Source organism: Flavobacterium artemisiae, from assembly GCF_042678225.1.
Classification (GTDB): domain Bacteria; phylum Bacteroidota; class Bacteroidia; order Flavobacteriales; family Flavobacteriaceae; genus Flavobacterium; species Flavobacterium artemisiae.
In genome coordinates, this window is record NZ_JBHUDZ010000007.1 from 519729 (window position 1) to 534908 (window position 15180).

Here is a 15180-nt window from a genome sequence, read left to right on the forward strand (position 1 = left end):
TTATGACAATTGGTTATCTTGAGAAAAATGAGTAATAATTTCGTAAACGCTTTTAAAAATCACCTATGCAGTACGCATATGGTGATTTTTCTGTTTATCCTGCATACACAAGTTTTTGCACAATTTAAAAAAGATCCAGCTGCAATAAACAGAAAAATAGCAGTATCCGAAAACGATACTCAAAAAGTAGAATTACTGCTGACTTTAGGAAAGTGTTATTTAAATAAAGACGGCGAATTCAAAAACGATTTGGACAATGCTGTTCTTGCAAACAAACAGGCAAAAGTTCTAAGTGACCAGTTAAACTATAAATTGGGAATTGGAAAATCGATTCTTCTCAGTGCTCAAATTACAAGAGAAAAAGGCAGGCCTGAAAACGGTTTAAAAATAGCCAGACAAGCCCTCATTTATACTCAAAACAATTTATTACTAGAACTTCAGGCCTATGTCTACTTAGAGTTATCTATGTATGGATCTTTTGAGGACAAAATTAAAAATAAAGAAACCGCGCTTCGAATTTTTAAGAAAGTCGGAGCAAAAGAGAAACAAGCAGATATTTTAAAACAGCTTGGCGAGTTATATATCATACAAGAAAATCAAGCGAAAGGAATCGCTCTTTTAAAAGAATCACTACAACTTTATCAATCCATAAAATTTCCTCATGTGCAAGGCGTATACAATTTACTTTCTGAAGGTTATACGCAAACGGGAAATTGCGTTGAATCTTTAAAATATGCGTTGCTGGCAGAAAAAACAGCTGTAAAAGTACGAGACAGTTCGCTGCAAATGAGTTCTATTTACAATCACGTCGGAATGGCGTATTACAGCCTCAGACAAAAAAATACTTCGGAGGAATATTTCTATAAGGCTCTTGAAATAGCTAAAAAATATAAGGATACAGAATATGTTCGAGCAATAAATGAGAATCTATGCACGGTATTGATTTCACAAAAAAAAGAAAAAGACGCACTCAAAGTTATTAGAGACATGCAGCTCAATTTTCCTACTGCTAATATTGGCAGACAAATGAAAGAGAATTACCTTTTGCTTACAGTTTACAGGAAGCTGCAAAATATTGACAAAGCGAAAATATATTACAATAAGCTTGTTGCCTATTATGGAATAAATGCTGAGAAAGAAAAGGAAAACAGATTGCAGATTTTGAGAAGCTATTCTAATTATCATTACCAGCTTAAAAATTATAATGATCTCTATCGCATAATTAGACTTATCGATTCTATAACTACTGCTACCAATAATAATTTAATGTGCTCCGAGAATCATCTTACTTGGTTCCAGGCAGATTCTTCCCGCGGCGATTATAAGAATGCCATAAAACATTATCAGTTATATAAAAGTCTTTCTGACTCGGTTTATAAAGGCGAAAAAAGCAAGCAGATCAATAGTCTTCAGATCAAATTTGAAAGCGAAAAAAAAGATAAAAACATCGATCTTCTTACACAGCAAGACAAACTGCAGAAAATTCAGATTCGAAACGACAGTATTATCAGATATGTTTTTATTGCCAGTCTAATTGTTTTGACTCTTTTTATCCTGCTGCTTTACAATCGATTTCTATTAAAAAAGAAGACCAATAAACAGCTTGAAATCAAAACACAGGAGATTAATGAACAAAATGAACTGAACAAAAAAATGCTGATTGAAAAAGAATGGCTTCTTAAAGAAATTCATCATCGTGTAAAGAATAATCTTCAGATTGTCATTAGTTTATTAAACACACAATCGGCTTATCTGGATAACGAAGATGCCTTGCTGGCGATACAAAACAGCCAGCATAGAATGCACGCCATGTCACTCATTCATCAAAAATTATATCAATCTGATAATTTAGCCAATATTGATATGTCTTGGTATATTTATGAATTGATCAGTTACATGAAAGAATGTTTTGATACTCATGAAAAAATCAATTTTGTTCTAAACACCGAAAAAGTCTATCTTGATGTTGCACATGCTGTTCCGCTCGGATTAATTATAAACGAAGCCGTCAATAATGCGATAAAATATGCGTTTCCACAGGACACAAAAGGTGATGTATATATCGAACTAAAAAATACCGGCGAAAATAATTATAAATTGATCATTGCTGATAATGGCATTGGCGTTGCTGAAAATTTTAATGCTGCCGAAAGAAAATCACTCGGCGTAAATTTAATGATGGGATTAAGTGAACAAATTGATGGAAATTTTGAAATGAAAAATGATCACGGATTAAAAATCAAAATTACTTTTACACGAAATACAGAATTTGAAGGCACAGCTGATAATTCAGAAATTATATAACTTTAGGTAATGAAGGAGAAAATTCTAATTGTTGAAGACGAATTTATTGTAGCAAACGATTTAAAAATCATGCTGATCAAAGCGGGTTACGAAATAACCGGCATTGCTTCTTCTGTGGTTCAGGCACGTAAATTAATTTCCGACAAAAGACCCGATTGGGTTTTGCTCGATATTATGCTCAAAGGCGAACTTACCGGAATCGATCTTGCTTGGGAATTGCGCGAAATGCAATTACCGTTTCTTTATATTTCTGCCAATACCAATCAATCGACCTTGGAAGCAGTTAAAGAAACCCAGCCGTATGGCTTTATGGTAAAGCCATTTAGAGAACGTGATCTTGTCGTGATGCTGGATATTGCCAAATACCGATACAATGAAGAAAAGGGTTCTTATATCGAAAATTCTCCTGCTGTTGCTGATGCCGAAATCGAAGGTATTATTGGAAGCAGCGAAGTTTTGAAAGAAGTAATCGAAAAAATAAAAATCGTAGCTCCGACAGAAACTTCCGTTTTAATTCTGGGCGAAAGCGGTACTGGAAAAGAACGTGCAGCACATTCTATTCACGATCTTTCGCATCATAAAAACAATCCGATTGTTGTGGTAAACTGCGCTGCTTTACCGCAGTCTTTAGTAGAATCGGAACTTTTTGGACACGAAAAAGGAGCTTTTACAGGCGCAAATTCGCAGCGAATCGGGAAATTTGAACAAGCCGATAACGGCACTATTTTTCTGGATGAAATTGGTGAGCTTCCACTCGATTCCCAAGTAAAATTATTACGCGTTTTACAAGAAAAAGAAATTCAGCGTCTAGGCGGCAATTCAACTATAAAAATCAATGTGCGTATTATAGCGGCCACCAATAGATCGTTGGAAAAAGAAGTTGCAGAAGGTCGTTTCAGGCTTGATTTGTATTATCGATTAAATGTTTTCCCGATTGAGTTACCGCCGTTAAAAGAACGAAAAGAAGATATTGAAGCGCTTGCCAGCCATTTTCTTAGAAAATATGCCGCAAGTTCGCGCAAAAACGTTTCGAGTATAAATGCCAATGCTTTGGAACAACTAATGCAATACAACTGGCCGGGAAATATTCGCGAACTCGAACATTTGATAGAAAGAAATGTTTTGCTTTCTAAAACAAATGAAATCGAAAAATTTGATTTACCGCAATCTGTTTCCAGACCACTTCAAGAAACTTCGGGTAAAATGAAAACGATGGAAGAAATGGAAAAAGAACATATTTTGACAGCATTGCAAAATTGCGGTGGTAAAGTTTCAGGTCCCGGCGGCGCAGCAGCACTTTTACAAATGTCAGCACAAACTTTGTATTCAAAAATGAAAAAATTAGGGATAAAACAGGGATATAATTAATTTGGTTTGAAGTTTTTAACCGCGAAGATTTACGCAAGGTTCGCAAAGGTTACTATATTAATTATTAGGCATAGTTTGTCATTTCGAGGAACGAGAAATCACACGCGGGATTCTGCAATAATGATTAAAAAACTTTGTGGTTACGAGTGCGATTTCTCGTTCCTCGAAATGACAAACAAGGTTTAAAAAACTTAGTTTCTTTGCGTTTCTGTGCCAAATAGCATAAAACTAAAATAAAAAAAGGAATCTTATTAATCTAGATTAAGCTGACTTCACCGTAAGCTTAGCGAACTTTGTAACTATAAAACCAACACATAAAAAACTTCGCGAACCTTGCGTAAATCGTTGCGCTCTTTGCGGTTAAAAAAACAATAAAATTATGGAAACAATAAAACTAGAATTAGACGAAAAAAAACACGGCAATTTCAATTTGTATGTTGACGGAAAAAAACAAGGCGAAATGACCGTTAGCATAAAAGATGATTTACTAACTGTTTATCACACAGGAGTTGAACCAGAAGCCGAAGGAAAAGGTTACGCAAAAAAACTTCTTGAAGAAATGGTTTCGTATGTACGCGAACATAAAATGATGGTTAAAGCACTTTGTCCTTACGTACACGCACAATTCACAAGACATCCAGACGAATATCTGGATATCTGGAAAAAATAATTTAAAAACAAAGCTTATGAACTTAGATACAATTACTGCCGGCGTTCCTTTAAACGAGGCGAAAAAAGCTTTAATCATGCTTCACGGACGTGGTGCAACTTCACACGATATTTTATCGATTGCCAAATATCTTGATGTCGAAAAATTTGCTTTGGTAGCACCGCAAGCAGAAAACAGAACTTGGTATCCGTATTCGTTTTTAGCTCCGATCAACGAAAACGAACCTTCTTTTTCAAGATCTTTAGAGGCGATACATCAGGTTTTGGTTGCGGTACAGCAAAACGGAATCGAAAAAGAAAATATTTATTTCTTAGGATTTTCGCAGGGCGCTTGTCTTGCTTTAGAATTTACAACCAGAAATGCAGCTAAATATGGCGGTGTCGTGGCTTTTACAGGCGGACTTATCGGCGATAAAGTGTATGAAGAGCATTATCACGGAAACTTTGAAAACACGCCAATTTTCATCGGAACGAGCGATCCCGATTTTCATGTTCCTGTTGAAAGAGTAAATGACTCTGAAGCTCTTCTTAAAAAAATGGGTGCTAACGTGACCAAAAAAATCTACGATAATATGGGACATACCATAAGTCAGGATGAAATTGACTTAGCAAATCAACTTATTTTTTCTAAGAAATAATGATTCAGATTACGCGAGTTTACAGCGACGAAAATGGCGAAAGTCATTTTGAAGATTTTGAAGTTCCGTTGAAAAATAACGGAGATATCGGCTTTTTGTCTGATGACGAACCTGTAAAATCGATCGTTTTTAGAGAAGTAAAACCTTCTTACGATTATGATTTTCACAATGCGCCAGACCGTCAATATATTGTTTTATTAGACGGCGGCGTAGAAATCGAAACTTCATTAGGCGAAAAAAGAACTTTTGAAACAGGTTCAATATTACTGGTTGAAGATACAACGGGTAAAGGACACAAAACAAAAAATATCGAACCTAAACTCCGAAAATCGATATTCATAAAATTAGTTTAAACACATAGCTTTAACGATGGCAGCTTTGTCAAAGTTTTGAACTTTGACAAAGCTTTCGGAATGAATTACGTTTACATAACGTCTATGTTTATTAAACAATTGAAACGCCTTTTCTAAAACCTAGAAAACTATGTTTCTATGTGTTAAAATAACTACCCTCTCAATTATTAAAAATTTATAAAAATGGAAAAAGAAACCGCTAGAATAGAAGGCTTCAGTGATGGCGTATTTGCGATCGCGATCACACTTTTGGTGCTGGACCTGCATGCGCCCGAAATTGGAATTGTAAAAACCAGCAGTGAATTATTGGCTTTTCTAAGAAGCGAATGGACAACGTATCTTGCTTTTACCCTTTCTTTTTTCAGCATTTTCATCATGTGGGTCAATCATCATAAAATTTTCAAACAGATTTACAGTCGTAATACTGGAATCATGTTTGCCAACGGATTCATCCTTTTTCTGGTTTCTGCCGTTTCGTATCCAACTGCATTGTTAGCGCGTTTTTTTGATGGAGAAGCTTCTAATATCGCGGTTGCTGTTTATACTGGAATCTTTGTTTTAATTAATATTTCGTACAACCTTTTGTGGTTTATTGCGAGCCACAACAAAAAACTGCTGCGTCCTGGAATTACCGATTCAGCGATTAAAAAAATCACAAATAATTATCTCTACGGATTTCCAACGTATCTAATTGCTTTCGGAATTTCGTTCCAGTTTCCTGCCATTGCATTGGCCATCAATATGATTCTGCTGATTTTTTGGGCTGTTTCTTCTGGAAAAATAAAAGTCGCTCAGGAATAAATCGCCTAAAAGTACTTTTTCTTAATCCCTAATTTCTGCATTTTAGAAATGAGCGTTGTTGGAGGCAGATCCAATAAAACTGCAGCACCTTGAGGTCCCGAAATTCTACCGCTGCATTTTTTTAAAACTTTTAAAATATGCTCTGCCTCTACTTCCTGCAGAGTTTTGGTGTAAAGTTCATTTTCAGTATTCTGAGATTCTGTTATAAAAACTTTCGAAAAAGTCATCTCTTTGATTACCTCATCTTTTGCAAACAAAATACTGCGTTCAACCATATTTTCGAGTTCGCGCACATTTCCCGGCCACGGATTTGCTGTCATGCTTTTAAGCACTTTTTTAGAAAATCCTTTTATCTTTTTTCCGATTTTCTGCGAATGTTTTTCTAAGAAAAAATTCCCCAGAGCTTCAATATCTTCCGGACGTTCACGCAGCGCCGGAAGTGAAATTGGAAACACATTTAAACGATAAAACAAATCGCTTCTAAAACGACCTTCGGCCACTTCTTTTTCAAGTAACTTATTGGTCGCCGCGATTACTCTTGCATTCACTTTTATAGAATTTTGACCGCCAATTCTTTCTATTTCTTTTTCCTGCAAAACGCGTAATAATTTTCCTTGCAGTTCCAAAGGCAGTTCTCCTATTTCATCCAGAAAAATGGTGCTGTTTTTGGCTTGTTCAAATTTTCCAATTTTTAAATCTGTTGCTCCTGTAAACGCACCTTTTTCATGTCCGAATAATTCACTTTCAATTAAATTTTCGGGAATTGAAGCGCAATTTACTTTGATCATTTTTTCATTAGAAACCGACGATAAATAATGAATCGCATTCGCAATTAATTCTTTTCCTGTTCCCGTTTCTCCTAAAATTAAAACAGTAGATTGCGATGGCGCCACTTGATTTACTAATTCTAAGACCTTTTGCATGACTTGGCTGCTGCCGATAATCTCCAGAAAACTTTCTTCTTTTATAAGTTTTGTTTCTGATTTTCTTTCGCTTAAATTATTTTTTAAAAACTGCAATTCTTTTAGATTGCTTTCGTATTCTTCAGATACTTTAATATTTCTAACCGTTATACAAAGCTGTGAAGCAATTTTGCGAATAATCCGATTGGATTCTCTGGTAAAAGTGACCGCATTTTTAAAGAATAGAAAAAGCACACTTTGGTTTCCTTTTATAGACGGGAGACAAATTCCGATTCCGTTTTTAAAATTTTTATTTTTTACGAAATGAAGATAATCGGGAAGTTTATTTTTTCTTTCAGTTAACAATTTTAAGTCAAAAATAATTGAATCGGCAGCATCCAGACAAACATCAAAAAAACCGTCATTTATAGTATAGGTTTTATTTTCTGTTTTTTTCTGATCTGAGAATTGATAGAAGATTTCATAATTCGTTTGATTCTCTTCCGCGAAAGCGAAAATAAAATCTTCAAATAAAAACTGTTCTTTTAAAACATCATTTACAATCGTGTGAAATTCTTCTTTAGTTAAAGCTTCAGAAAGCCATTTGCAGATCGACAAAACCAACATTTGTTCTTTTTCTCTCTCCTGCAATCTGTTGAGCATAATTGCGGTTTGATCTGCTGGCTTTTCCATAATTATTCTTTGACGTGGTATTTTAATTGGGTAAAAGGTAAATTTAAGAAATAGCCTAGTTTAAATTACTATTGATTTTTGAAATAAAGCATTTTCGAGCTATAAAATTACGATATATCGTATAACTAAAAATAGTTACAGAACCAAAAACCTTTGTATTGCAACATATTAACTCAAATGGAATATTATTTGGATATTATTTAAACGAGAAAAAAATACCGTTTTTTTATTTCTTAATCTAGGTTAATCGATCAGCAGGCATAACGGACGTAAATTTGTAAAAGAAAAATCAAACAACAATTTAATACATAAATACCATGGAAAATAAAATTTTAGGCTTACACCATATTACTGCAATCGCAGGTGACGCTAAACGTAATTTCAACTTTTATTCAAACATATTAGGATTAAGATTTATCAAAAAAACGGTAAATTTTGATGATCCAGGAACCTACCATTTTTACTTTGGTGACGAAGTAGGAAGCGCTGGAACAATCTTGACTTTTTTCCCTTGGGGAGAAGGAATTCAGCAAGGAAGAAAAGGTTCTGGAATGGCAACTGAAATCGGCTATTCTGTTCCAAAAGGAAGTTTAGATTTCTGGCAGAAACGTTTTGAGCAGTATAATGTAATTTACAACAAACCTGCTGAAAAATTCGGAGAAAAATATTTGACTTTCTTAGATCCAGACGGTTTAAAATTAGAGTTAATAGAATCTAAAACTGACGATAACAGAAAACCTTGGGAAACTGACGAAGTAAAAGCAGATGTGGCAACAAGAGGTTTTCATAACATTACTTTGACTTTAAATAATATCAAACCAACTGCGGCGATTTTAACTGAAATATTTGGTTATAAATTAATCGATCAAGATGTTAATCGTTACCGTTATGCAACTGATACTGTAGAGAATGCTGCAATTGTAGATTTGGTTGAATTGGCTGATGAAAAACGCGGACATGTTGCCAATGGTTCTGTGCATCACGTAGCTTTTAGAGTTAAAAATGATGAAATTTTAATGCACTTCCGTGAAAAAATCGAAGCTTACGGATTGTCTATTACACCACAAATTGACAGAAACTATTTCCACTCTCTATATTTCAGAGAACCAGGCGGTGTTTTATTCGAAATCGCTACCGACAATCCTGGATTTATGGTAGATGAAAGTGTAGAAGAATTAGGTAAAAACTTAAAACTTCCTGCTCAATACGAACCAAACAGAGCTGAAATTGAAGCGCATTTGGTTAAGATTAATTAATTTTTAGGATTTAAATTGAATTGAAAAGATTCAATATCAAAAAAGCTGTCTACAAGGACAGCTTTTTTGTTTTGCAATTATCGTAAAATGTTTTTACAAGTATCTCTTTGTTTTTCAAACGTCTAAAGGTTGCTTAATTTTAAAACATTTAAGCATTTATTGTAGTAGTTTTACAAGATTCAAAAAACTCATAAGCACGCTTCTCTGCATAAGAATAGGTTGAATTACGCAGTGGAAAAGCACAATGTCCTCCATACTTCGGAGTTTCTAGATACACATATTGGCTGTCTTTTGCTATAGCTCTTGGATAACATCTTTCTCCCAAAAAAGGATCGTCAAGCGAATTAATAATCAAAACCGGAGTCGTAATGTCTTTTAAATAAAATTCTGGCGAAACACGTTCGTAATAATCATCTCGACTGGCATAACCATGAAGCGGTGCCGTAAAATACTGATCGACTTCATCAAAAGAAGTAATTTTATCAATCTGATCGCGGTTTATAAAATCTGGAAACTGTGCCGCTTTGTATTTCAGTTTTCTTTTAATATCAATAGTAAAGTTCTTTAAATAAACACGGTTAAAACCTTGTTTGAGAACTTCTGCACTGGTTGCAATATGTGTAGGAACTGAAATTGAAACGGCCGCTTTTATTCGAGAATCAATTTTTGTCCATCCTAAATAATTGAGAAGTTGTACGCCGCCCATCGAATATCCGATCAAATAAACATCTTCGAATCCTTTTTGCAGCGCAAACTGAACTACTTCGTCCAGATCGTCAACTGCACCGTGATGATACAATCTTGGCAGACGATTCATTTCGCCGCCACAGGTACGATTATTCCATGCAAAAACAGAAAAGCCCTTCTGTAAAAAATAAGCGGCACAACTGTTATTATAGGTTCTACGAGAATCTCCTTCTAAACCATGACATAAAATAACTGCTTTTTTAGAATCGTTTAGAATAAAATCGATATTGATAAAATCGCCGTCATTTAATTCTTTTTTTTCTCTCGTATATCCTGGAACTTCAAATTTCTTAAACAAAGCAGCATAGATCGTAGAAACATGTCTGTTGCGATGCATAATAGAAGGAAAATTATATTCTGATTGTTCAATTACTGGCATAACAAAAAAATTTATGGTGCTTACTACAAATCTAAGAAATCAATTGATATGTAGTAAATTATCCCATAAAAAATATTTTCATGTCGTTGATTTTTATTTTATTGAAATAAAAACCGAAACTATTTTAAAGTTACGTCTTTTTTGTCAACCTCTTTTTTCAAATTGTGGATTGTAGGCGGTATTTCATTTTTGATCTTTCTTATTTAAACAAAAAATCTGCGACAACAATGAGTTGCCGCAGATTTTAAATATTTATTTTTCTAATGAATTTAAAAAATAACTCGAAGTCCCACTTGGTTATTAGACGCCACAATTACAGTCTGAATTTTTTCTTCATCATTGTAAGCTACTTTAGCATTATAAATTCCTAAAGCTTTTTTAATACGTTTAGGATAACCAATTTTAATCGGGATTGAAGCTGCCAAAAAAGCACCGCCAATTACTGCCATCGTCATATTGGCACGGTCTTGCGTATATGTATATGTAGTCACATATTGTGAAGAACTTGATACGACAACTCCGTCATTGATGTTGCTGTTCATTTCTGAAATAACATTTGCAGCAATTAAACCCAAACCTCCATAAAATAATATGTTTCCAAAAGTCTTTTTGCTTCTTCCGGCATTATACAGTTTTAAAGCTTCTGGACTATTATCTCCCAATATTGCTCGGACTGTATTTGTTTTGACTTTTTTACCTTCAGAATCGTAAACAGTTCCTCCGGTTCCGTAACTTAGTTGCTGTGCAAATCCTGCGACAGATAGGATAAAAAATAGAATGGTAAATTTTGTTCTCATTTTCGGTTTTGGTTGTTTTTTGGGTTAATTATAATTGGCGTAAATATAGAAATTAGAAAATTCCTTCAAAATTTTATTTACTAAAGAACTTACAAATTTCTCCTCTTGAATCATGGTGTTTTTTATATAAAAAAAATTTAGAGTGACGAATGCTTTTCATTGCTGCATTCGAATTCAAAAAAACGTAAATTTGGACTATTGCAGATTCATTTTTCAACCCTAATACCTCATCCAGATGTTACGTCCGTGGTCTTTAGAAATTCAGCTTGATAAAAAACTTGATAAAGCATTGTACCTGCAGATTGCCGATGCTATTATTGATGCTATCAAAACGGGAAAACTTGTAAGCAGTAATGCCTTGCCGGGAAGCAGACAACTGGCGGGATTATTAAATGTAAATCGGAATACGATTATCGAAGCGCTTGATATTTTGACTGCAGAAGGCTGGCTGGTAACGATCGACCGAAAAGGAACTTTTGTAACTGACTCACTGCCCGAAATTATTTCTAAAAAAGAAAACATTTCAACTGTTCAAAATCCTGCTGTTTCATTAAAACCACATTTAGTTTTTGATGACGGACTTCCCGACAGCCGTCTTGCGCCTATGAACGATCTGGCGCGGGCGTATCGTGAAATATTCAGTCGAAAATCACGCTGGCAGATTATGGGTTACAGCAGCGAACTGGGAAATCTGGAATTTAGAAAATCAATTGCTCAGATGCTTAATTTTAAGCGCGGCATGAGTATTTCGCCAGAACAAATCTGTATTACACGCGGGAGTCAAATGGCGATGTATCTGGCTTCGCATTGTATTTTGCAAAAAGGAGATTTTGTTATGATCGAAAATCCAGGTTATAAACCAGCTTGGGAAGCTTTTGAAAATGCAGGCGCAAATCTGCTTCCAGTCAATATTCAATCGGACGGACTAGATATCGATCAAGTCGAAGATTATCTCAAGAAACATCAAAATATAAAAGCCATTTATGTAACACCGCACCATCAATTTCCGACAACGGTTACTTTGTCTTTAAAGAAAAGAATAAAACTTATAGAATTATCCAATCAATACGGTTTTACCATAATTGAGGATGATTATGATAATGAATTTCATTTTGGACAGCGCCCCGTCTTGCCTATTTCGAGTTTGAACGCACTTAAAAATTATATTTATATTGGCACTTTTAGTAAAATAGTTGCGCCGGCATTGCGAATTGGTTATTTGGTGAGTTCACTGGAAAATATTGAAAAAATAGCCCATCACCGAAAAATAATCGATGTTCAAGGCGATAATATTATGGAAGAAGCGGTTTTGAATTTGATTAATGAAGGAAAAATAAAACGCCATCTTAAAAAAGCGAATCTCGTTTATAAAGCCAAAAGAGATTATTTTGAAAGTCTTTTGAATCTTCATTTAAAAGAAAAAATCTCTTTTACTAAACCAGACGGCGGACTTGCCTTTTGGATCGTGCCAAAAGCTGATATAAATGTTTTATCGATTCACAAAAAAATGGCAGCTAACGGAATTCAGATCATGAATCCAGAACGCTTTAGTCATCAGGAAACAGTCAAAGGTTTTCGACTGGGTTACGCTTCATTATCTGAAAAAGAAATGGAAGAAGGTTTAAAAGCACTTTCTAAGTTACTTTAAATTTAGACACTGATTATACGGATTTGCTATTGCAAAGACGCGGAAAAAAACTGATTTTAAAATCTGCAGGTTCGCTAATAAAGGCGTTTTTAAAATTGTTAGAAACCATTTAGTGCGACTCAAAATACATAAATTTTAAACACATAGAAACATAGATTTTTCTTTTCTGCAAAAGGATAATTGAAAGAAACTTGTTTCTCACACATAGCTATGTGAATTTAGTAAAAGTGAAACGCCTTTTTAAACTCAAAAAACTATGTCTCTATGTGTTAAAATAATTGCGCTCAAATTATTATAAAAAAAGACTGAAAACAGAACGTTTTCAGTCTCAAACAAATCTAAAGGATTGTAAAATTTAATTACAATTTCCATTTCAATGCAACTCAAAACACATAAATTTTAAACACATAGAAACATAAATTTTTCTTTTCTACAAAAAGGATAATTGAAAAAAGCTTGTTTCTCACACATAGCTATGTGAATTTAGTAAAAGTGAAAAGCCTTTTTAAAACTCAAGAAACTATGTGGCTATGTGTTAAAATAATTGCGCTTCAAAATTATTATAAAAAAAGACTGAAAACAGAACGTTTTCAGTCTCAAACAAATCTAAAGGATTGTAAAATTTAATTACAATTTTCCATTTCGATAATAGAAAAACCGTTTTCCAATATCTGATTTTCTATTTCTATCGGCGCTTTATCGATATGGCAGAAGCGACATTCTTTAGACGATAAAGTCTGTCCTTCCTGCGCCACACTTTTAAGATATTTTTTACCGTATTCATAAACTTGTTCGGCATCATTAATATTTTCATCTACCAAAATATCGAAGTGCATAATTTTTCCGTCTTTACGGGTTACGTAAGTATCCCAAACTGCTATTTTCATAATTTTTATTTTAAGTTTTTAATTAACTGAGATGTTGTCTTTTTATAGTACAAATTTACGTTGGATACGAAAATCGAAAATCATCCAGTTTTTTCATTTTCTAAAGCTTACTGGACCAGCTTAAATAATAAAAACTGGACACAATAAATATTCCAGATTGGTCATACTTTTGACACATGAAAAATGATATTATTTTGAACCTAAAAGAGGTTCACGAACGGATAGAAAATGCCTGCCGAATTTCAGGAAGAAAATCTGCAGAGGTGCAGCTTTTATTGGCAACCAAAACTGTTCCTGCAGAAAATATCAAAATTGCGATTGAAGCGGGTGAAATGCTAATGGGCGAAAATAAAATGCAGGAACTTCGGGATAAAAACCACATTTTAGGTCAGTTGCCTGTTGAACGTCATTTTATAGGACATCTTCAAACCAATAAAGTCAAAGATGTGCTAAAATATGCAAACTGTATTCAGTCTTTGGATCGGTTGAGTTTAGCCGATGAATTGCATAAACAACTGCAGGCTCAAAATAGAAAATTGGATGTTTTTGTACAAGTCAATACTTCTTATGAAGAGAGTAAATTTGGCCTTGCACCCGAAGATGTTTTGACTTTCATTAAAAAAATAAAAAATTACGACACTTTGAATATTAAGGGTTTAATGACTATTGGTTTATTGGATGTTGAGAAAGAAAAAATGCGTCCCTCTTTACGACTTCTTAAAACAATTCGGGATGAAATTTACGAGGCTAAAATTGAAGGTTTGAATAATTTGAAACTTTCTATGGGAATGTCTCAAGATCTTGAAATCGCGATTGAAGAGGGTTCTAATATGGTTCGCGTCGGAACTTCGATCTTTGGAAACCGTTTTTTAGGAAAAGAAATCTGGAACGAAAATATTGCGGAATAAAACTTAATTTTGCATCAAATAATACGCATATGAACTTGAATGATCTTACAGTAATTGATACTGAAAAAATTGCTTTGGACGATTTGTTTTTCAGCAATGAAAATAAAACGGCTTTACTGCAAGTCATTAAGGAACACCAATATATTGCCGAATTACAAAAATATAATCTTAAAGTAGATAATAAGATTTTATTACACGGGAGTTCGGGCTGCGGTAAAACAACTACGGCAAAAGCGATCGCTAATACGCTCAATAAAAAGATTGTCATTATCAATCTCAGTACGATAATAGACGCTCGAATTGGCGAAACTTCAAAAAACATAAAAGCCATTTTTGATAAAGCAGTCCGCGAAAGAGCGGTTTTATTTCTCGATGAGTTTGACCAAATTGGAAAAAGTCGTGACAGCGAGGATAAAGATGTTGCCGAAATGCGTCGTTTGGTCAATACGATCATTCAGCTTTTTGATTATTTTCCGTCAGATAGTTTGTTGATTTGTGCGACCAATCATTATGAAATTATTGACAGTGCTTTACTTCGTAGATTTCAGCTTCGATTAAAATACGATTTACCTTTGCAAGAACAATTGGATCTTTATTATGATAGAATCCTGAACACTTTTCCAACTCATTTACAAAATATAGAACGCCGATATGGCATTTCGTATGCCGAAGTTTTAGATTACATTCATACTTCAATGAAAAAGCAGATTATTGCTGAATTGGATCTGAAATTAATGACGGTTTAATCTCCATTTGATACAAAACAAAAACAGCTGCAAATTCTCTTTGCAGCTGTTTTTCTTAAAAAAAGAAAGATATTCTCTTGGGGA

The 15180-nt window shown here is 34.1% G+C and carries 14 protein-coding genes; 10 read left to right on the plus strand and 4 right to left on the minus strand.

The features are described from left to right. Positions 1 to 27 precede the first annotated feature (27 nt). The 6 genes from ACFSC2_RS07445 (at position 28) to ACFSC2_RS07470 (ending at position 6133) form a co-directional block, all read left to right on the plus strand. The gene (locus ACFSC2_RS07445; protein ID WP_379816763.1) at positions 28 to 2304 is read left to right on the plus strand and encodes a tetratricopeptide repeat-containing sensor histidine kinase; all 2277 of its coding nucleotides are present in this window, start codon (positions 28 to 30) and stop codon (positions 2302 to 2304) included. A gap of 9 nt (positions 2305 to 2313) precedes the next feature. Next, a complete protein-coding gene (locus tag ACFSC2_RS07450; protein WP_379816764.1) occupies positions 2314 to 3672 on the plus strand; it encodes a sigma-54-dependent transcriptional regulator in 1359 nt (452 codons plus the stop codon). A gap of 379 nt (positions 3673 to 4051) precedes the next feature. Further along, entirely contained in the window at positions 4052 to 4342 is a 291-nt protein-coding gene (locus ACFSC2_RS07455) for a GNAT family N-acetyltransferase (RefSeq protein WP_379816765.1), read from the plus strand. 16 nt (positions 4343 to 4358) lie between these two features. Then, the gene (locus tag ACFSC2_RS07460; protein ID WP_379816766.1) at positions 4359 to 4979 is read left to right on the plus strand and encodes an alpha/beta hydrolase; all 621 of its coding nucleotides are present in this window, start codon (positions 4359 to 4361) and stop codon (positions 4977 to 4979) included. Continuing rightward, positions 4979 to 5332 carry a cupin domain-containing protein gene (locus ACFSC2_RS07465; RefSeq protein ID WP_379816767.1) on the plus strand — a complete coding sequence of 118 codons (354 nt, stop codon included), beginning with the start codon at positions 4979 to 4981 and terminating at the stop codon, positions 5330 to 5332. Before ACFSC2_RS07460 ends, ACFSC2_RS07465 begins: the two co-directional genes overlap by 1 nt. Before the next feature lie 183 nt (positions 5333 to 5515). Beyond that, positions 5516 to 6133, plus strand: coding sequence for a TMEM175 family protein (locus tag ACFSC2_RS07470; protein WP_379816768.1), 618 nt, complete (start codon positions 5516 to 5518; stop codon positions 6131 to 6133). A 5-nt stretch (positions 6134 to 6138) separates the two neighbouring features. On the opposite strand, the gene ACFSC2_RS07475 is transcribed toward ACFSC2_RS07470, so the two are convergent. Then, positions 6139 to 7728, minus strand: coding sequence for a sigma-54 interaction domain-containing protein (locus ACFSC2_RS07475; RefSeq protein ID WP_379816769.1), 1590 nt, complete (start codon positions 7726 to 7728; stop codon positions 6139 to 6141). Positions 7729 to 8045: 317 nt separating this feature from the next. On the opposite strand from ACFSC2_RS07475, the gene ACFSC2_RS07480 reads away from it, so the two are divergent. Continuing rightward, on the plus strand, positions 8046 to 8984 hold the full coding sequence (locus ACFSC2_RS07480; RefSeq protein WP_379816770.1) for a ring-cleaving dioxygenase: 939 nt from the start codon (positions 8046 to 8048) through the stop codon (positions 8982 to 8984). A 148-nt stretch (positions 8985 to 9132) separates the two neighbouring features. On the opposite strand, the gene ACFSC2_RS07485 is transcribed toward ACFSC2_RS07480, so the two are convergent. Further along, the gene (locus ACFSC2_RS07485) at positions 9133 to 10110 is read right to left on the minus strand and encodes a YheT family hydrolase (protein ID WP_379816771.1); all 978 of its coding nucleotides are present in this window, start codon (positions 10108 to 10110) and stop codon (positions 9133 to 9135) included. A 269-nt stretch (positions 10111 to 10379) separates the two neighbouring features. Then, a complete protein-coding gene (locus ACFSC2_RS07490; RefSeq protein ID WP_379816772.1) occupies positions 10380 to 10907 on the minus strand; it encodes a hypothetical protein in 528 nt (175 codons plus the stop codon). Between the two features lie 235 nt (positions 10908 to 11142). Between ACFSC2_RS07490 and pdxR the strand changes: the two genes are divergently transcribed. After that, the gene (gene pdxR, locus ACFSC2_RS07495; protein WP_379816773.1) at positions 11143 to 12555 is read left to right on the plus strand and encodes a MocR-like pyridoxine biosynthesis transcription factor PdxR; all 1413 of its coding nucleotides are present in this window, start codon (positions 11143 to 11145) and stop codon (positions 12553 to 12555) included. Positions 12556 to 13178: 623 nt separating this feature from the next. On the opposite strand, the gene ACFSC2_RS07500 is transcribed toward pdxR, so the two are convergent. Continuing rightward, a complete protein-coding gene (locus ACFSC2_RS07500; RefSeq protein WP_379816774.1) occupies positions 13179 to 13442 on the minus strand; it encodes a DUF2024 family protein in 264 nt (87 codons plus the stop codon). 176 nt (positions 13443 to 13618) lie between these two features. On the opposite strand from ACFSC2_RS07500, the gene ACFSC2_RS07505 reads away from it, so the two are divergent. Next, positions 13619 to 14350 carry a YggS family pyridoxal phosphate-dependent enzyme gene (locus tag ACFSC2_RS07505; protein ID WP_379816775.1) on the plus strand — a complete coding sequence of 244 codons (732 nt, stop codon included), beginning with the start codon at positions 13619 to 13621 and terminating at the stop codon, positions 14348 to 14350. A gap of 29 nt (positions 14351 to 14379) precedes the next feature. Beyond that, on the plus strand, positions 14380 to 15096 hold the full coding sequence (locus tag ACFSC2_RS07510; protein ID WP_379816776.1) for an AAA family ATPase: 717 nt from the start codon (positions 14380 to 14382) through the stop codon (positions 15094 to 15096). Positions 15097 to 15180: the final 84 nt, after the last annotated feature.

Bases quoted from the DNA above. Each gene is read 5' to 3' on its own strand.
- ACFSC2_RS07445 (WP_379816763.1), top strand. From the start codon at position 28: ATGAGTAATAATTTCGTAAACGCTTTTAAAAATCACCTATGCAGTACG.
- ACFSC2_RS07450 (WP_379816764.1), top strand. From the start codon at position 2,314: ATGAAGGAGAAAATTCTAATTGTTGAAGACGAATTTATTGTAGCAAAC.
- ACFSC2_RS07455 (WP_379816765.1), top strand. From the start codon at position 4,052: ATGGAAACAATAAAACTAGAATTAGACGAAAAAAAACACGGCAATTTC.
- ACFSC2_RS07460 (WP_379816766.1), top strand. From the start codon at position 4,359: ATGAACTTAGATACAATTACTGCCGGCGTTCCTTTAAACGAGGCGAAA.
- ACFSC2_RS07465 (WP_379816767.1), top strand. From the start codon at position 4,979: ATGATTCAGATTACGCGAGTTTACAGCGACGAAAATGGCGAAAGTCAT.
- ACFSC2_RS07470 (WP_379816768.1), top strand. From the start codon at position 5,516: ATGGAAAAAGAAACCGCTAGAATAGAAGGCTTCAGTGATGGCGTATTT.
- ACFSC2_RS07475 (WP_379816769.1), bottom strand. From the start codon at position 7,728: ATGGAAAAGCCAGCAGATCAAACCGCAATTATGCTCAACAGATTGCAG.
- ACFSC2_RS07480 (WP_379816770.1), top strand. From the start codon at position 8,046: ATGGAAAATAAAATTTTAGGCTTACACCATATTACTGCAATCGCAGGT.
- ACFSC2_RS07485 (WP_379816771.1), bottom strand. From the start codon at position 10,110: ATGCCAGTAATTGAACAATCAGAATATAATTTTCCTTCTATTATGCAT.
- ACFSC2_RS07490 (WP_379816772.1), bottom strand. From the start codon at position 10,907: ATGAGAACAAAATTTACCATTCTATTTTTTATCCTATCTGTCGCAGGA.
- pdxR (WP_379816773.1), top strand. From the start codon at position 11,143: ATGTTACGTCCGTGGTCTTTAGAAATTCAGCTTGATAAAAAACTTGAT.
- ACFSC2_RS07500 (WP_379816774.1), bottom strand. From the start codon at position 13,442: ATGAAAATAGCAGTTTGGGATACTTACGTAACCCGTAAAGACGGAAAA.
- ACFSC2_RS07505 (WP_379816775.1), top strand. From the start codon at position 13,619: ATGAAAAATGATATTATTTTGAACCTAAAAGAGGTTCACGAACGGATA.
- ACFSC2_RS07510 (WP_379816776.1), top strand. From the start codon at position 14,380: ATGAACTTGAATGATCTTACAGTAATTGATACTGAAAAAATTGCTTTG.